General features: G+C 69.7%; 16 protein-coding genes and 1 pseudogene. 9 read left to right on the top strand and 8 right to left on the bottom strand.

Features of this window, described 5'->3' with window-relative positions:
* Window positions 1-314: 314 nt before the first annotated feature.
* A complete protein-coding gene (locus ACZ4N5_RS29925) occupies window positions 315-1,112 on the top strand; it encodes a class I SAM-dependent methyltransferase (RefSeq protein WP_467760166.1) in 798 nt (265 codons plus the stop codon).
* Between the two features lie 203 nt (window positions 1,113-1,315).
* On the opposite strand, the gene ACZ4N5_RS29920 is transcribed toward ACZ4N5_RS29925, so the two are convergent.
* Window positions 1,316-2,344, bottom strand: a complete 1,029-nt coding sequence (locus ACZ4N5_RS29920) for a DUF6745 domain-containing protein (protein ID WP_467760165.1) — start codon at window positions 2,342-2,344, stop codon at window positions 1,316-1,318.
* 133 nt (window positions 2,345-2,477) lie between these two features.
* A complete protein-coding gene (locus tag ACZ4N5_RS29915) occupies window positions 2,478-2,804 on the bottom strand; it encodes a hypothetical protein (protein WP_467760164.1) in 327 nt (108 codons plus the stop codon).
* 325 nt (window positions 2,805-3,129) lie between these two features.
* Between ACZ4N5_RS29915 and ACZ4N5_RS29910 the strand changes: the two genes are divergently transcribed.
* From ACZ4N5_RS29910 to ACZ4N5_RS29885, 6 genes are all read left to right on the top strand, one after another.
* Window positions 3,130-4,098 (top strand): STM4015 family protein, encoded by a 969-nt coding sequence (locus ACZ4N5_RS29910; protein ID WP_467760163.1) that lies wholly within the window; start codon window positions 3,130-3,132, stop codon window positions 4,096-4,098.
* A 37-nt stretch (window positions 4,099-4,135) separates the two neighbouring features.
* A complete protein-coding gene (locus tag ACZ4N5_RS29905) occupies window positions 4,136-5,311 on the top strand; it encodes an STM4014 family protein (protein WP_467760162.1) in 1,176 nt (391 codons plus the stop codon).
* 58 nt (window positions 5,312-5,369) lie between these two features.
* On the top strand, window positions 5,370-6,176 hold the full coding sequence (locus tag ACZ4N5_RS29900) for an STM4013/SEN3800 family hydrolase (protein WP_467760161.1): 807 nt from the start codon (window positions 5,370-5,372) through the stop codon (window positions 6,174-6,176).
* Entirely contained in the window at window positions 6,173-7,528 is a 1,356-nt protein-coding gene (locus tag ACZ4N5_RS29895; protein ID WP_467760160.1) for an STM4012 family radical SAM protein, read from the top strand. The genes ACZ4N5_RS29900 and ACZ4N5_RS29895 overlap by 4 nt, the downstream gene beginning before the upstream one ends.
* Window positions 7,529-7,535: 7 nt before the next feature.
* Complete coding sequence (locus tag ACZ4N5_RS29890) at window positions 7,536-8,420, top strand: STM4011 family radical SAM protein (RefSeq protein ID WP_467760159.1); 885 nt, start codon at window positions 7,536-7,538, stop codon at window positions 8,418-8,420.
* Between the two features lie 310 nt (window positions 8,421-8,730).
* Entirely contained in the window at window positions 8,731-9,636 is a 906-nt protein-coding gene (locus ACZ4N5_RS29885) for an oxidoreductase (RefSeq protein WP_467760158.1), read from the top strand.
* Between the two features lie 92 nt (window positions 9,637-9,728).
* On the opposite strand, the gene ACZ4N5_RS29880 is transcribed toward ACZ4N5_RS29885, so the two are convergent.
* The 3 genes from ACZ4N5_RS29880 to ACZ4N5_RS29870 all read right to left on the bottom strand — a co-directional run bounded on the left by ACZ4N5_RS29880 (window position 9,729) and on the right by ACZ4N5_RS29870 (window position 12,062).
* The gene (locus ACZ4N5_RS29880) at window positions 9,729-10,544 is read right to left on the bottom strand and encodes a polyamine aminopropyltransferase (protein WP_467760157.1); all 816 of its coding nucleotides are present in this window, start codon (window positions 10,542-10,544) and stop codon (window positions 9,729-9,731) included.
* Window positions 10,545-10,857: 313 nt separating this feature from the next.
* A complete protein-coding gene (locus ACZ4N5_RS29875) occupies window positions 10,858-11,514 on the bottom strand; it encodes a hypothetical protein (RefSeq protein WP_467760156.1) in 657 nt (218 codons plus the stop codon).
* 356 nt (window positions 11,515-11,870) lie between these two features.
* Window positions 11,871-12,062, bottom strand: coding sequence for a hypothetical protein (locus tag ACZ4N5_RS29870; protein WP_467760155.1), 192 nt, complete (start codon window positions 12,060-12,062; stop codon window positions 11,871-11,873).
* A 10-nt stretch (window positions 12,063-12,072) separates the two neighbouring features.
* On the opposite strand from ACZ4N5_RS29870, the gene ACZ4N5_RS29865 reads away from it, so the two are divergent.
* Window positions 12,073-12,888: a DUF899 domain-containing protein gene (locus ACZ4N5_RS29865; RefSeq protein WP_467760154.1), complete on the top strand. Its 816-nt coding sequence runs from the start codon at window positions 12,073-12,075 to the stop codon at window positions 12,886-12,888.
* Between the two features lie 842 nt (window positions 12,889-13,730).
* Here ACZ4N5_RS29865 and ACZ4N5_RS29860 read toward each other — a convergent pair.
* Together ACZ4N5_RS29860 and ACZ4N5_RS29855 are read right to left on the bottom strand one after the other, a co-directional pair.
* Window positions 13,731-13,952 carry a DUF7489 domain-containing protein gene (locus tag ACZ4N5_RS29860; RefSeq protein WP_467760153.1) on the bottom strand — a complete coding sequence of 74 codons (222 nt, stop codon included), beginning with the start codon at window positions 13,950-13,952 and terminating at the stop codon, window positions 13,731-13,733.
* Between the two features lie 296 nt (window positions 13,953-14,248).
* A pseudogene (locus tag ACZ4N5_RS29855) lies at window positions 14,249-15,091 on the bottom strand (hypothetical protein); the annotation flags it as partial.
* On the opposite strand from ACZ4N5_RS29855, the gene ACZ4N5_RS29850 reads away from it, so the two are divergent.
* Window positions 15,027-15,548, top strand: coding sequence for a tetratricopeptide repeat protein (locus ACZ4N5_RS29850; RefSeq protein WP_467760152.1), 522 nt, complete (start codon window positions 15,027-15,029; stop codon window positions 15,546-15,548). The pseudogene ACZ4N5_RS29855 and the gene ACZ4N5_RS29850 sit on opposite strands and share 65 nt — an antisense overlap.
* A 311-nt stretch (window positions 15,549-15,859) precedes the next feature.
* On the opposite strand, the gene ACZ4N5_RS29845 is transcribed toward ACZ4N5_RS29850, so the two are convergent.
* Complete coding sequence (locus ACZ4N5_RS29845; protein WP_467760151.1) at window positions 15,860-16,579, bottom strand: class I SAM-dependent methyltransferase; 720 nt, start codon at window positions 16,577-16,579, stop codon at window positions 15,860-15,862.
* Between the last annotated feature and the right edge of the window lie 69 nt (window positions 16,580-16,648).

Below are 16,648 nucleotides of genomic sequence, written 5' to 3'. Positions count from 1 at the left end.
TGATATAGATATCAACTATTTGGCCGATTTGTTAGATGTTGGTCAAGTGGCTCACCCTTCGCGCTAGACGGCGTGTTCTTCTAGTGAAGGACGGACGATCAGGGCAATCGTCGTGAGTTCGATCATGCTATGAGCGTTACAGGTGGGTTTCAAGGGTCACAGGCGGTGCAAAGGTAAGCCGATCTTGTGATCGACGATCTGCCGCGCGGCCCGAAAGCTGTCACCCTGGCCGTAACCGATCTTCCATGGTCAGGAGTCTTCATGGCACGGACAGGCAGGAGAGGTGCAGGAGGACCGAGGCTGGAGGGCCGGTCATGACCGGCCCTCCAGCTGCCGGCGGCCACTACGGACAGGACCTGTTCGAGCCGGAGCACCCGCAGGAAGCCGAGCGCATCGATGCGGCTGCGCTGGTCTACGACCCGGTCACCACAGGTCGTCTGCGCGCTCTGGGCTCAGGGCCGGGCAGCCGCTGCCTGGAAGTCGGGGCCGGAACGGGGACCGTGGTCCGCTGGCTGCTGGAGGAGGGCGCCGCGGAGGTGGTCGCACTGGACCGGGACACCGGCGGCCTGGACGACCTCGGGGGTTCGCGGGTACGGGTCGTCACCGCCGATCTGAGGGACGAGAGCCTGGACCTGGGCAGCTTCGACCTGATTCATGCCAGGTTCGTTCTCATGCATCTGCCCGAACGTCGTCGGCTCGTCTCACGTCTCGCGCGATGGCTGAACCCGGGCGGCTGGCTGGTGCTCGGTGATGCCGTGGAGGTGCCGAATGCTTTGGACACCTCGTCGGCCTACCGGCGGACCATGGACGCCATGTGGCAGGCACTGCGGTCGACCATCGGCACCGACACGTCGGCCGTCCCGGCATATCCGCACTTCCTGAGAGAGGAAGGCCTCCAGAACGTCGCCGGTGAACTCTTCTGCCCACCACTGGTCGCGGGCAGCCCTCTGGCTCGTTTCTGGTCCGAGACGTGGAACCGGATGCGGCCCGCCCTGGAGGAAACCGGGCAAGTGGACTCCGCCGTCATCGACGACGCACTCGCCTACCTGGCGTCGCCCCAGCTCGCCGAACTCGGCCCCGGGCTGATGATGGCCTGGGGGCAGCGGCGCTGAGCCGTGGGCAGCGGCCGTCATCATCGGCCGGCCGACGTTCACGGCGCGACGTGCAAGCCGCGGCGCGCATGAATCCGGCTCCGACGAACGACTCGTCCAGTCGGCGGCCGGTGACGCGACCGGTGCCCCGGTCCCGGACAACGGCCCGCGGGTTCCCGGAGACCTCTCCTGCAACAGCATCGCCAAAGGCCGCCCGTCCGTCCTCACGTCTGCCGAGACGGCTCGTACGTCTCAGCGGCGAGGCCGAACGTCCACGCCACTCCCTCACGGGCCGTACGGGTCGTCGGCGGGACACGCAGCCAGTACGTACGGGTCGTACCGTCGGGTTCCGGTGTGGAGTTGACGACCTCCACCATCACCACGTCCTCGTCTCCGAGCAGTTCGACCCGCCACAGCACCCCCGTCTCGTCGCGGTGGACGGGAACCGCCCCCGACTCGTCCAGGTACCGGTCGTAGCCGTAGTACTCCAGCATCACGCGGCGCAGTTCGGCGTTCTCCTCGGCGCGGATCCGCTCGGGCGTCAGCGCGGTGAGTTCGTCGAGGAAGGTGCGCGGGACCGGCATCCCGCGCCATGCGTAGAGCTCGAAGCCGTCCGCGTAGCGCAGTGCCGGGCCGTCTCCCCGGTCCAGGCGACCTGCCTCGTCGCGGTGCAGGCTCAGCGGCCGTTCACTGAGGACCGCCACCTTCTCGTACGGCCACCACCAGCCCGCGTCGCGAGCCACCGCTGCGATTCCGACCAAAGCGCTCGCTTCGTCGGGATCGAACGCGCACAGCCACGCCGCGTCGTGCTGGCCCAGGGTCGCGTCCAGAAGCAGCAGCCGGATCCGGCTCTCCTCGTGCCGGTCGGTGGCGAGGTCCTCGACGATCCCCGACCGCACCCGGTCGGCCAGCGTGCGGGTCGACTCCCACAGGGCCGCTCCCGTGGCCCGCCAGTGTCCGCTCCACCCCTCCGGCCCCAGCCGTTCGTGGGCGCGAGCCCGTTCCGCCGCCCAGGGTCCGGCCACGACCGCGCTTCGGACACTGGGGCCGGTGTCCCCAAGTCCCGCACCGTCCACGAGTGCTGCACCCATGAGCATGCGCACGGCCTCGTGGGGCGAGCGCGCCCAGACGATACGCGCGGGTGCGTCCAGCCCCGCCTTCCGGTAGGCGAGCCTGACACCCTCCTCGGCCGCCGCCCGGTCGCCCACTCCCGTCCGCGTTGCGGTAGCACGCCAACTGCCCTGTTCCATCACGCCGTTCCTCTCAGAATCCCTGTACCCAAGCGGCGCGACACCCGCGGTGCCACCCGGTCCTGCCTCCGAGCGTGCTGTCCACACGCTCCCGCGAACCGCTCCGCAGCCGGAGCGGAAACCACCGGCGGACGCGTCAGTCGGCCACGATCCGCACCGAGCCCGGCACGTACTCCCGCTGGCGGATCACCCGGTACCAGCCCTTGTGGAGCGAGATCGCCCCGTGCTCCTCGTGCACGACGCGCGCACCGTCGGGCACGTGCAGCAGCATCGGGCCGAACACCCCGGCCTCCCGTATCAACCGCCCAGGACCGACCACGGCATGGGCGTGCCCGGTGACTTCACCGAGGGCCAGCACGAGTCGTCCGCGTCCGTCGCGCGGCTCGGACACCGCGTCGAGGGCGTGGTCCGGCACCGCCTTCTCGTCCAACGGCACGATCAGCACGTCTCCTTGGCGGAACATGGGTCTCCCTCCCGGCACGGCACGGGGTGTGCCATGGGAAAAACCGTAGAGGCGACCACTGACAATCGGCCTCCGGACCCCGGCGCCGTACCCTCGATGACTCGGCGACATATCCCCCGTGACCAGGCGTCATACCCAGCCCGAAGCCACTCGGGGCCGCTCGCCGGCGGCCGCTCCCCCACTTCCCGTCCCCAGGTGCCGACCCCTGTTCGCCGTGATGTCAGTGGGGCTTGGTAGAACTCGTCTACCTGGGTGCGGTCGCGCGCTCCGGACTCTCCACCACGCATGTCGATCCACCGGAACCAGGACGAAGGAGCGGGCGCGCATGACCGTCAACAGCCACCTCAAGGAATTCCACGGCCTGCCGGCCTTCACCTTTCCGGGCGCCGACGACAAGTCGCCCCGGTCCACGTCACTTCCCGCGCCCGAAACCGTCGCCTGGCGCATCGCCGTGGACGCCTACGACAGCGAGGAGCAATGGGAGGACGCCTTCGCGCGCTTCCTGGCGACCGTGGACACCGAGCAGGTGCGGGCGCTGATCGTCGGCGCGTGGAGCGATGTGTACGACACGTCTCCCGACTCGGTGATCGCGGCTCTGGTGGCCGCGCGCGACCGGCTGCCCGCACTGCGCGGACTGTTCCTCGCCGACATCGTGATGGAGGAGTGCGAGATCTCCTGGATCGTCCAGGGTGACGTGTCGCCGCTGCTGGGGGCCTTCCCCGCCCTCGAGGAATTCGGCGTCCGGGGCGGCAATCAGCTGGTCTTCCCCGCCGTTCGGCACGAGCAGCTGCGCACGCTGACCGTCGAGACCGGTGGCATGCCCGTCGAAGCGGTGCGCGGCATCGCAGGCAGCGATCTGCCCGCGCTGACCACACTCGACCTGTGGCTCGGCACCTCCGAGTACGGGGGCGACGCCGATGTCGCCGACCTGGAGCCATTCTTCGCGGGCACCCGGCTGCCCAGCCTGATCCGTCTCGGCCTGCGCAACAGCGAGATCCAGGACGGCATCTGCACGGCGCTGGCCTCGGCCCCGGTCGTGGCGCGTCTTGAGCACCTCGACCTCTCCATGGGCGTGCTCACCGACGACGGCGCGACGGCCCTGCTCTCGGGCCAGCCGCTGACACACCTCAAGATGCTCGACCTGCACCACAACTACCTGAGCACGGCGGTGCGGACGCGCCTGCTGGAGACGCTGGAGCCCGCCGGTGTACTGGTCAACGTCGATCAGGACGACGCAGAGTCCGACGAGGAGGAGGACGGGACGGTCTGGCGTTTCGTCGCGGTGGGTGAGTAGCGCAGACCGGCGCCGGAACACGGAACGAGGAAGCGGGATGGGCGAGATGCGGCCGCAGGGCGCGCCGGTGAAGTGGGCGGTTGTCGCCAACGGAGAGAACCGCCGTGTGGGCCTGTTCACGACGGCGGCCGAGGAGGCGGACTGCGGCACACCCCGTGTCGTCGAGTGGCGGGACGTACTGCGGGACGGCGGGCACGACTTCGCCGACGACGAGGTGGTACGGCTGGACTCCCCAGGCGAGAACGCGGAGGTGGACCGTCTGCTGCGCGGCGCCGACGAGCCGACCCGGGTGGAGGGTTCCGCGCGCTGGTACGCGGGCTTCCTGGACTGTGTGGGTTCGCTGCGCGGGGGCAGGCGGCTCGACGACCCGGCGGATCTGGCGGTGCTCTTCGACAAGCGGTTGTGCCACGCCCGCCTCGACGCCGCGGGCGTTCCGGTTCCCCAGTCCCCCACCTCCGGTGCCCACCGAGCGGTGGAAGGATGGAGCGGCGTCCGGGAGCTCATGGCGGAAGCAGCGATGCGGCGGGTCTTCGTCAAGCTCGCGCACGGTTCCTCCGCGTCGGGTGTACTGGCCGTGGAGACGACCGCCTCCGGCCGGATCCGGGCCACCACCTCGGTGGAACGCACGGCGGACGGCAGTCTCCACAACTCCCTGCGGATCCGGCGCTACACGGACGAGGCGGAGATCGCCGCGGTCGTGGACACGCTCGCGCCGGACGGGCTGCACATCGAGCGCTGGCTGCCGAAGGCCTCGCTCGGCAACCGGTCGGCGGACCTGCGGGTCGTGGTGGTGGCCGGGCGCGCGACCCACGCCGTGGTCCGTACGAGCCGCTCTCCCCTGACCAATCTGCATCTGGGCGGGGCCCGCGGTGAACTCGCGGCCGTGCGCGCGCTGGCCGGTGACCGGTGGGCAGAAGCCCTCTCCATCAGCGAGCGGGCAGCCGCCTGTTTCCCCGGCACCCTGTGCGTGGGCGTCGATCTGCTGCCCGCCGTCGGCTGGCGCCGGTTCGCCGTCGGGGAGGTCAACGCCTTCGGCGATCTGCTCCCCCGCCTGACCGGGCTGCCGGGCAGCGGCGCGGAAGGCCTGGACACGTACGCGGCGCAGATCGCGGCGTTCCGGTCCCTCTCCCCCGACCGGTTCCCCGTACGACCCGCGCCGCCGATCGAACCCTTTCTCAACACCCCTGCCAGGACAGCACATGCACCAGCCTGACCCCGAGCGCACATCGGACGTGACATCTTCCGCCCCCGGACCGGCCAGGACACCCGACATGAACGAGGTGGTGGGCCGGGACGATCTGCTCCTGCTCACCCTCGACACCCTGCGCTACGACGTGGCAGTCGAACTCGCCGCAGCCGGCCGCCTGCCGAACCTGGCCGCGCATCTGCCCGGCGGCACCTGGGAACGGCGGCACGCGCCGGGGAACTTCACCTACGCCTCCCACCAGGCCATGTTCGCGGGATTCCTGCCCACCCCGGCGGCGCCGGGACCTCATCCGCGGTTGTTCGCGGCACGGTTCGCGGGCAGCGAGACCACGGCGGACCGTACGTTCGTCTTCGACACCCCCGACCTGGTGTCCGCTCTCGCCGCCCGCGGCTACCGCACGGTGTGCATCGGCGGCGTCGGCTTCTTCAACAAGCAGGGCGCGCTGGGCGACGTACTGCCAGGACTCTTCCAGGAGAGCCACTGGGAGCCGGAGTTCTCGGTGGCCTCCCCGACCTCGTTCGAAGCCCAGGTCGCACGGGTGGAGAAGACCGTGGCCGAACTCCCGGAGGAGCAGCGGCTGTTCCTGTTCCTGAACGCCTCCGCGCTGCACCAGCCGAACTGGTTCCACCTGCCCGGCGCCACCCGGGAGGCGGGCGACAGCCGGGTCACCCACGCGGCGGCCCTGGAGTACATGGACCGTCATGTCGGACGGCTGTTCCGCGCGATGAGCTCGCGCCGCCGCTGCTTCGCCATCGTCTGTTCCGACCACGGCACCGCCTACGGAGACGACGGCTACACCGGCCACCGCCTCGGTCACGACTCCGTGTGGACCGTGCCCTACAGCCACTTCTTCCTGGAGCCGACCGCATGACCCTCGCCCCAGTGGCCGCGCCGACCGGCCTGCCGCGCCCGTACCAGAGCTACACCTACGCCTATCCCCACAAGACCGCCTACCGGCCCCTCGCCCCGCGCCCCGCGCTGAAGGACCTGTGGGCCGGCGAGTCCCGGCGGTCGCTCTCGCTGTACCTGCACATCCCGTTCTGCGAGGTCCGCTGCGGTTTCTGCAACCTGTTCACCCGAATCGGCGCGCCCGGCGACCTGACAGGACGCTATCTGGACGCGGTGCGGCGCCAGGCCGCCGCGATGCGCGAGGCCCTCGGCGACGAGGAGACCCCGCGTTTCGCCAACGCCGCGTTCGGGGGCGGCACACCGACGTTCCTGGAGGCCGCCGAGCTGGAGCGGCTGTGCGACATCGCCGAGCAGGAGATGGGAGCCGATCTCCGCGCGATCCCGCTGTCCGTCGAGGCCTCGCCCTCCACGGCCACGGCCGACCGGCTGGCCGTGCTGGTCGAGCGGGGCACCACGCGCCTCAGTCTGGGGGTGCAGAGCTTCGTCGAGGAGGAATCCCGTGCCGCCGTACGACCGCAGCGGCGCTCCGAGGTCGAGGCGGCGCTCGGACGGATCCGCGAGGCGGCCGTCCCCGTCCTCAACATCGACCTCATCTACGGCATCGACGGTCAGACCGCCGCCAGTTGGCGTCTCTCCCTGGACGCGGCCCTGGCCTGGCGACCCGAGGAGATCTACCTCTATCCCCTCTATATCCGCCCCCTCACCGGACTCGGCCGGCACACCGACACGCAGACGGCCGACCGGCAATGGGACGAGCAGCGCCTGCGCCGGTACCGGGAGGGCCGCGACCACCTGTTGGCACACGGCTACGAGCAGGTGTCGATGCGCATGTTCCGGCGCGCGGACGCGCCGCCTCAGGGACCGGACGACTACGCCTGCCAGACCGACGGCATGATCGGCCTCGGCTGCGGTGCCCGTTCGTACACGTCGACGCTGCACTACTCCTTCGACTACGCCGTGTCGATGCGGGAGATCCGCGGCATCATCGACGAGTACACCGCCACCGAGGACTTCTCGCGCGCACTGCACGGCCGCCGTGTCGACGAGGACGAGGCACGGCGCCGGCATCTCCTTCAGTCCCTTCTCCAGGCCGAGGGCCTGCCCGTCGCGGACTACCGGCTGCGCTTCGGATCCGGTCCGTACGACGACTTCCCGTCCGAGCTCGACACACTCGGCGCACGGGGATGGCTCGCGCACCCCGCGGACGAACGGCTCCGCCTCTCCGCGGAAGGACTCGCCCACTCGGACGCGATAGGCCCCGAATTCTTCTCTCCGGCCGTGCGGGACTCCATGGCCGCCTACGAGATGAAGTGAGGCTTCCGTGGACCTGACGATCCTGTACCGCGGCCCGCTCGCCTCCTGCGACTACGACTGCCCGTACTGCCCGTTCGCGAAGCGCCGCGACACCACCGCACAACTGCGGGCCGACCGCGCGGCGCTGGAACGGTTCACCGCGTGGGCGGGCGAGCAGCGCGAGGACCGGCTCTCGGTGCTCTTCACCCCGTGGGGCGAGGGGCTGGTCCGCTCCTGGTACCGCCGCGCGCTCGTGGAGCTGTCGCACCAGCCGCACATCCGGCGTGTAGCGATCCAGACGAACCTCAGCTGCCGTACCGACTGGCTGGCGGAAGCGGACCGGGAGACGGTGGCGCTGTGGTGCACGTACCACCCCGGGCAGACACCGCACGAACGGTTCGTCGCCAAGACCCGGCAATTGACGGCTCTGGGCGTCCGCTTCAGTGTCGGCGTCGTCGGCCTGCCCGAGCACAGGGAACCCGCACGCAGACTGCGCGCGGAACTCCCGGAGCACGTGTACTTGTGGGTGAACGCCGCCGAAGGACACACGTACACGGACGAGCAGGCCGCCGAATGGACCGAGCTCGACCCCCTCTTCCCCTACAGCCGCCACCCGCACCGGTCGGCGGGCCTGCCCTGCCGCACCGGCGAGTCCGTCATCTCGGTCGACGGCGACGGAAGAGTGAGCCGCTGTCACTTCGAACGGACCGAGCTGGGCCGCCTGTACGACGGCTCCTACCGCGCCGCACTGGCCCCACGCCCCTGCCCCCTGACCACCTGTGACTGCCACATCGGCTACGTCCACCTGGAGACGCTTCCGCTGTACGACGTCTTCGCGGGCGGCGTCCTGGAACGCATCCCGCGGAGTCTGCCGGACCGCGCGCTTCTTCCGGTGATCCCGTCAACCGGCTAGGTCCGAAGGCCGGTTCGGCTCCCGGGGTCTCGGAAGATCCGGTGCGCGCCCCTTCGCCCCAGCACGCACCAGGTGGCGACGTTCACATATCTTCCAACGCGACACGATGCCAACTCGTTCCAGTTCTCCATGTGACTCTTCCCGCCCGGTCCATGCCTTCTTTTCGTAGTGATCGCGCCCCCATACTCCGAGGTCGGCAACGGCGGCGAACTGCGGTGACCGGAGTCAGTACCGGTCAGGATCGGCCGCCCGCGCCCAAGGATCGGAGCGCCCTGTCAGGCGCTCCGAAGTCGTAGGGAAGGACCCAATCTTGATCTCGGAGACGACCACCGCGGCGGCCGCGGGTACCTGGATGCTCGGCGACCGGGAAGTCAACCGTCTCGGCTTCGGCACGATGCGGCTTACGGGGAACGGGATGAGGGGGAACTCTGATGGCGCCCCAACCGACCGCGACCTCGCGGTCAGGGTCCTGCGCCGCGCGGTCGAGGCCGGCGTGAACCACATGGACACCGCCGCGTTCTACTTCTCCCCGCTGTGCTCCGCCAACGAGCTGATCAACCGGGCGCTGGCCCCGTACCCCGATGACCTGGTCATCGTCACCAAGGTCGGGCCGGGACGGAGCCCGTCGGGTGAATGGCTGCCGCCCGCGACGCCGGGGCAACTGCGCGGCCAGGTCGAGGAGAACCTGCGCCAGCTCGGCCGCGACCACCTCGACGTCGTCAACCTGCGCAGGATGAACCAGGACTCGATCGCCGAACACTTCGGCGCCCTGGCCGAGTTGCGCGACGCCGGGCTCATCCGCCACCTGGGCATCTCCAGCGTCAAACCCGAGCACCTCGCCGAAGCCCAGGCCATCGCGCCGGTGGTCTGCGTGCAGAACTGGTACGGCCTCGACCACCGACTCGCTGATTTCAACGGCCTATTGGACAGCTGCGGCGAGCAAGGCATCGCGTTCGTACCGTATTTCGCGATCTCCGGCGACCAGCGCGAGGCGAGTGCAAGCGGCACGCACCACGACGAAGTGCTCGCCATCGCGCGCTCGCACGGCGCGACGCCCTCGCAGGTCCGGCTGGCGTGGACCCTGCACCGTGGGCCACATGTGCTGGCCATCCCGGGCACGCGCAACCCTGACCACCTGACCGAGAACGTCGGCGCGGGCGCGCTGCGGCTCTCGCAGGACGAACTGGACCGCCTCCAGTGCCTCCACCAGAGTTGAGTCTCCAAGGGACACACTCTGCGGTCGGCGCAGAACGGCGTCGTACTGGGGCGTCGGGGATGTGGAGAAGGCCGCCGTCCAGCTCGGCGTTGTCAGGTATCGCGCCTTCGGGCGACGTAGACGGTGTTGGCCGCGGTCCCGCCTTGAAGCGGGTTGTCGAAATCCACTACGTGCGCGGCGGTCTCCGCGAAGACTTCCGCGAGCACCGAGCTGAACTCCTTGTCCGGTGGGTCGTTCGACCAGAGTGCGAACACGCCGCCGGGATACAGCAGTTCGGCCAGAGCTGTCAGACCGGCCCGTGTGTAGAGCGCGGCATGGTCGGGGTGCAGCACATGACGCGGCGAGTGGTCGACGTCCAGCAGGATCGCGTGGAAACGACGGCCGGGAGTTTCGGGGTCCAAGCCGCGCGGCGCCGCGCCGGCACCGTCGGCGGCCTCGTCTCCCGCCGGCGCCGAAGCGTCCACCCCCGCGCCCTCGGCAGACGGCGGTGTGCCCGCCGCGTTCCCGGCAGTCATCGCGAAGAAGTCCCCGCGCACCAGACGGCATCGGGGGTCCGACGCCAGTCCCGCGCCCAGCGGGACAAGCCCGCGCCGGTGCCAGTCGATCACTTCGGCCAGGGTGTCGACGACGATGAGCGAGCGCACTCGTGGATCGTCCAGCGCCGTCCTCGCCGTGTACCCCAGGCCGAGTCCACCCACCACGACGTCGAGCGGGCCCTCGGACAGCTCCGCCAGGCCGAGCCGGGCCAGCTCGACCTCGCCCGTGGTGAAGAGACTGGACATCAGGTACTCGTCACCGAGCTTCACCTCGTACACGTCCTCGCCCGACAGCGGATCTCGCCGACGACGCAGGCTGATCTCGCCCATGGCCGTCGGCCGCCAGTCGATCTCCTCGAAACGTGCGCTCATCCGATGCCCTTCTCCCCAACCTCGTCCCACCACCGCGGGCCGAGGCACAGCCGTCAGCGCCGACTGCCACGGCCGGGTCGAGGTGCGGAAGAGGAAGGCACCGCACCGTCCGGCTCGAGCCCGACGCTTTGGAGGATCTTCACACGGAGCGCTTCTGACGTGGTGGTCAAACGGCCGTACGGCACCGGATCGAGTCCGTCTGCCCGTTCCGCGTCGCCGCACGGCTGCCTCACACGTCACAAAACCACCTGCGGGCGGATACGGACGGCGCGGCCACCCGCCCCTGCGCGCTCCGCCCCTGCGTGCTGCCGAGTCAGGCGGGCGGGGCGGCCTCGCTGATGTCCTGGTGCATGTGGTCCATGAGTTCGCCCATCTCGCGGAGGTCGGCGTTCGGAGTGTCGGCGTTCCGTGCCGCACCGCGCAGCCAGTCGGCGGCCGCCAGGGCGAGTGCGGTGGCGTCCGCTTCGCGGTTGTCGCCGAGGAGCTCCTCGATCCGGTAGGCGAGACCGCCCAGGGTTTCGTCGTTCGTCTCCGGCGTCAGGTAGCCGCGCAGGCCGACCGGGTACGGGTCCTGAGCTCTGGCGTGCCGCACAGCCGCCAGTACCGCGGGGTCGTCGCTGTACTGGTCGAGGTGACCCAGGAGGACGTAGATCCGCGCGATCAGCCGCGGCCGCCCGGGGTGACGGTCCAGCCAGGCCATCAACTCCGGCTGGCCACCGAGGTGGTCGATGACCGGAGTCAATGCCTCCACCGACTTGGTGGGGAGATCCCAGTGATGGGGAAGGAGCTGAGCCACTTCGTCGGCGAGCCTGGCTTCGTCCTCGGCGCTGAGCGTGCCGGCGATGAACCCGCTGACCTTCAAGCCGTCCAGGGCGAACCCGTCCGGCCCTGCCGCCTGGGCGCGGCCTGAGGAACCGTGCCGTCGGCGCAGCAGTTCACCGACGCTCTTGAGGAGCGGCTTGTCGTGCACGAAACCTCCTGATGAATGCGCTCAAGGGCCTCTCGTCCGGGACAGGAACCGCGGACGACGCCGCGGTCCGGACGGCGATTCCCATCAGTGCTCTCCGACGTCGGCACCACTACCCTGCCGCCCGGTCGCGGTGTCCGCGCGCCCGGTGACCCGGATGAGTGCGAAGGGCTCGGCACCGGAGGAACGAGCCCTCTGAGCAGCGGCGCGATGTGATCGGCAGGTCATCGGACGGGGTGGGGCCGACGCCCCGTGTCGACGACGACGCTTCCCGCGGCTGAGCCGGCCACCCGTATGAAGCATCGTCCCTGAGAAGCGGGTGCCCGTCAGGCCCGGCTGGGAGCGCGTCCGTGAACGTGTCAGCCCGACGGGGTCCGCACCTTCCGGTCGTTCCCCCGCCGGCCGCGGTCGCGCTTCAGGTAGGCCACCAGCTGCTCGGGCAGGCCGGCGGAGGGCGCCCCCCCTGCCGCGATGAGTTCCGGCCGGGTCGCGAGTCTGTTCTGGTGACCGTCGTAGAACGTGGTACGACGCTGTCCGGCACGAGACACCACGGAGGACACCATGACGACCACGCCGAACGACCCGACCGCCGCGCTGCCCGGCCGCCCGCCCGTCGTCGACCTGGCCACCTGGCAGGCCGCCCGTGACGAGCTCCTGGTCCGCGAGAAGGCCCACACCCGCGAGGGCGACGCTCTCGCCGCGGCCCGCCGCCGGCTACCGATGGTGGAGCTCGACGGGACGGTCGAGGTCGTCGGACCCGACGGCCCGGTCCCGTTCCTGGACCTGTTCCAGGGCCGCGACGAGCTCGTGGTCTACCAGCACATGTGGTACGACGGCGCGCCGCACCAGGGGCAGTGCGAGGGCTGCACCACCACGGCCTGGCACGTGAAGGACGCCGTCTATCTCAACGCCCGCGGCGTCTCGTTCGCCATCCTGACCACGGGCCCTCGGGACGAGGTGGCCTCCTACGTCGAGTTCATGGGCTACGTCCAGCCCTGGTACTCGGTACGAGGCGTGGAGGCGCCGATCGGCGGAGAGATGGGGCACATCACCTGTTTCCTGCGCGATGGCGACCGCGTGTTCCTCACCTACTCCACGACGGGCCGTGGCAACGAGCCGGTCAACGGGTCACTCGGCCTGCTCGACATGACGCCCTACGGCCGCGGCGAGGCGTGGGAGGACAACCCCGAGGGCTGGCCCGTGATCGGCGATGTCCGTGAGGCGCACCCCTCCGTCGGCCGCCAGGCCTGCTGGTACTGGCGCTCTGACGCCGACGGCGTCGCCACCTGGGGCCCGACCAGCCGGCCCGTACCGCAGTGGACTCGCCCCGGCGCGACCCCCGTGGAGACCCTCGGCCGGCACGGCCACCACCACTGACGCACCTTCGGCGCCAGCGTCGGCAATGGTGTTCGGCGCCGGGCGGAACCTCCAGACGAGGCGAACGCGCCGCAGCGCCCCAGGCCCGCATCGAGCCCGCCGACTTGAGCCCGCCCTCGATCGGACGGCCGCGAGAAGGCAGGGCTCGGTCGTGCGGGCCGTCCTCGTCCGATCGCCAAGGCCGCAGGGGACGGTCCACGTATCGTGGATGCGAGGACTCGTCCGGTCGTTCGGGGGTTGGGTGCAGGTCGAACATCATGCTGCCTGGGGGCGAGGCTTCCCGGTCAAGTACCTGCTGGTCCATGAGGACGAGGAGGGCAAGGAGACGTTCTGGGGGCGGTGCGCCGGCGTAGAGGGCCTGTTCGTGGACAGGGGTGCCTGCGCCGCTCGTACCGGCCGGGGAGCTTCGCGCTACTGCCGCCGATTCGCTGGCCCGGCGCTGGACCTACACCCCCGATCTGGCCCGCACCGTGCGCATGGTGTCCTACGCCCGCCGGCCCGAGACCCCGGTCCCCGCATCGGCATACGCACCGGAGAGGGGTGGCGACCCGCGGTACAGCTCGGTCGCCTGCATCCGTACCGTCTCCCGGCGCCACCGACCCGCAGCAGCCAGCACGCCCCCGTCCGCATACCTCACACACCACGAAATACGGCCACCACATCGAGCTCATCAGGAACTCCGGAACAATGCACCTTGACGAGCCGAAGTAACGCCCGCCGGAGGGCCGCGAAGCCGAGTGAGCAGCGACGTGCGGCGTTGGATGAGTCGGGGATGCGGTGGTCGGCCTGTGGGTGCTGGCGGGGGTCGTTGCGAGGTGTTCTCCGTCCCGCGCCCTGGGAGGCTACGCCTTGGCTGGGCCGCTGCCTGGCTCCTTTACGATGCGATCGCCGACCCCGATCGACTTCCACAGCCCACGGTCGATGCGCACCTTTATGGACTGGCCGTCCACACGCCTCACCCTGACGAAGTGGTACATGTTCGAGCCGTCGAGCATGCCCCGCGATTTCTTCTCGACGATGCCTTCCCAGGCATCGTCTGGTCCTGGTTTGTGAGATTTGAACATGCCCCAAGCCTACGGAGGTCACCGGGCTTCGTGCAGTGTCAAGAGGCACACATACTGCAGTACAGGTGTCACACAAGGAGCCTCACGAATGTCCTGAGCAGTGCAACGACGAGAGTCCTCAGGAACTGAACTGGCAGACACGACACGCAAGCAAGGAGCACTTCCAGATGCCGCGGCGTGTCAGAGGCGGGCCCCAGGGCGTGGAACAGTCCGGACCAGTTCACGTCGTCCACCTGCTCAGCCACGACGGGGAGGTCACCGTCGCAGGAGAAGCCGATGAGATCACCGTGTCGGGTTCAGCTCGTTCCGTCATCGGGGGAGCTCGCTCGTGTCACGGTCCCCGCAAGCCGCAGCGTCGCGAAGGCCGCCAGCCCCGCCATGCCTCCGAAGATGAGGGCGGCCGGAACAGCCTCGCCGAGCCTCGAAAACAGGTACACGGGCCCCCACACGGCGGCGGTGTCGCCCAACGCCGTGTACAGCACTTGACTCACCAGCAGTCCCAGTACGGTTGCGCAGACCGCGCCCAGCGCCATCGCCGGCGCCGTGGTCCGGGTGAGCAGGCCGGGCAGCAGCCGCAACGCCCACCACACCACCGCCAGCATGAGCGCGTCGACGGCTCGGTACAGCAACCAGTCGCCGAGCGGCGTGGTCGCCAGCCGCGTCCGGCCGCCGAGCAGCAGCCACTCGCGCAGCAGGTCGCCCGGCTCGGACAGCAGCCCTCCGCCGCTGAACGAGGTCTGGATCCGCGCCGCCACCGATTCGTACGACAGGACCACCAGCGACAGCGCGATCACCGCGGTCCCGGCGCTCGCAGCCAGGCGGGCGGCGCGCGCCAGCACACTCTGCCGAGGCAGCGGAACTTCACCCTTGGCGGTGACACGCGCCACGAGCACTGTCAGCAGGGTGGTCACCAGCCCCGCGAACACCACGACCGGCCCGCTCGACGCGATCACACCCGCCAGCTGCGGCAGGACCCGGTAGCTGCCGTGCCCCCGGGATGCGATCAGCCACGGCGCGGAGACGGTCACGGCCAGCGTTCCGGCCACCGGGCCCCAAGCCCACAGCGCGAGCACGGTGGCCGGCGTACGGCCCTGGGTCGGTGGAATCCTGCGCATCAGGAACAGCGCGCCGGTCAGGAAACTGGTCCTGTTCGAGCGTGCGGCCGAGCTGTACCACCGCCTGGATGACGCGAGCGGTGAGGCCGACGCCCTGTTCTGGATCGGTTGCTGGCACCAGGTGGTACGCGACGACAGCGCCACTGGCAGGCCGTACTTCGAAACGTCGTATGCGCTGGCGCAGTCCGTCGGTGACCGGAAGACCATGTCCTACTCGGTGCGCCATCTCGGCTTCACGGAGAAGGAGGCGGGACGGTTCGACAGAGCCCATGCTCTGCTGACCGAATCGGTGAACCTGCGACGCGAGATCGGGTTTTTGCCCGGAGTGGCGGCGGGTCTGGTGGCGCTTGGTTACCTGTCAGCTGAGACGGGCGACCGCGAGGCGGCCCTCGGATACCTCGACGAGGCGCAGACCACCGCCGAACAGTGCGGCGCCGAGGGCGTGCTGGGATGGGTCGAACGAGCGCGCACTCAGATCTGAACCGAGTGCCGTCGCGGTGCCGTGCCGCGACGGCATGTCTGCAGTCTTGATCACTGGCCCGGGGGGGCGGGCCAGTGCGTATTGGCGGTGCGCCGTCCTGATCGAGACGGTCGACGCGGGTTCGGCCTTCGAAGGGGCCCCAGTGACCTTGATACAGACGGCCTTGCCGACCATTTCACCGGCTGGCCGGCCGGCGGTAGATGAGTCTCGTGCCCGTCTCGTGCCATCAGAATCCTCGGTCCCATCCCTACTGATGGTGAGCTCGTGATGTCGCACTACGAGCCCGTTCTTCGCCCGAGTCCTGGCGCAGGTCAGGCGTCTGTCACCAATAGTCGATAGCCGACGTCGATGGTGTCGAGCGCGAGCAGATCGGCGTGACGACGGTTCCAATCGCCGGTCGCCAGGTCCTCGGTGAGCGATGCCAGGCCGGGAGCGAGGGCGTCTTCTCCGGTCTGGGCGAACATGGAGATTCCGGCGCGCACTTGTGGGTCGAGGTAGGCATGGGGGCGGCGCCAGTATGCTGCGCCGAACCCGTCCGTGCAGTCGTGCGGGACACGGACAGGCTCCTGGCGCGCCCCGCCAAGGAGAGCGGCCAGCCGGTCGATCGGAATGGCACGGGTGTCATCGAAAGCTGCGGCTTGCGGGAGGTACTCGCGTACGAGCCAGAATGTCTCGCGGAAGATCTGCTGGTCCCAGGTCAGGATCACGATGCGGCGGCGCGCGACCCGGCGGAGTTCGGCAATGCCGGCCGCGAGGTCACTCCAGTGGTGGACGGTCAGCAGTGCCATGACGGCGTCGGCAGCGTTGTCGCACAACGGAAGATGCTCGGCGACCGCGCGCACGGCGGGCGCGGACCGGCTTGGGCGCTGAGCGATCATGATCTGGCTCGGCTCGACAGCGAGAACCGTCTGCGGTGGCTCGTAGGAGCCAGTACCCGCTCCTACATTGATCACATCCGAGGCGTCCCCGAGCGCCGCGTGAATCTGCGCTGCGATCCGCGGATCTGGGGCCTCCCCCTGAGTGGTGGACACGCTGATACTGGATCTGCTTGATCCGGAGGAAGCGAGAAGACCGCCGATGGCGATGAAGGACTACTCGGA

It is taken from the genome of Streptomyces sp. NPDC026500 (assembly GCF_055567635.1).
The sequence above is the reverse complement of the archived record's forward strand: the minus strand, read 5'-3'. Positions and strand labels throughout refer to the sequence as shown.

Bases quoted from the DNA above. Each gene is read 5' to 3' on its own strand.
- ACZ4N5_RS29865 (WP_467760154.1), top strand. From the start codon at position 12,073: ATGACGACCACGCCGAACGACCCGACCGCCGCGCTGCCCGGCCGCCCG.
- ACZ4N5_RS29895 (WP_467760160.1), top strand. From the start codon at position 6,173: ATGACCCTCGCCCCAGTGGCCGCGCCGACCGGCCTGCCGCGCCCGTAC.
- ACZ4N5_RS29860 (WP_467760153.1), bottom strand. From the start codon at position 13,952: ATGTTCAAATCTCACAAACCAGGACCAGACGATGCCTGGGAAGGCATC.
- ACZ4N5_RS29905 (WP_467760162.1), top strand. From the start codon at position 4,136: ATGGGCGAGATGCGGCCGCAGGGCGCGCCGGTGAAGTGGGCGGTTGTC.
- ACZ4N5_RS29925 (WP_467760166.1), top strand. From the start codon at position 315: ATGACCGGCCCTCCAGCTGCCGGCGGCCACTACGGACAGGACCTGTTC.
- ACZ4N5_RS29910 (WP_467760163.1), top strand. From the start codon at position 3,130: ATGACCGTCAACAGCCACCTCAAGGAATTCCACGGCCTGCCGGCCTTC.
- ACZ4N5_RS29900 (WP_467760161.1), top strand. From the start codon at position 5,370: ATGAACGAGGTGGTGGGCCGGGACGATCTGCTCCTGCTCACCCTCGAC.
- ACZ4N5_RS29915 (WP_467760164.1), bottom strand. From the start codon at position 2,804: ATGTTCCGCCAAGGAGACGTGCTGATCGTGCCGTTGGACGAGAAGGCG.
- ACZ4N5_RS29880 (WP_467760157.1), bottom strand. From the start codon at position 10,544: ATGAGCGCACGTTTCGAGGAGATCGACTGGCGGCCGACGGCCATGGGC.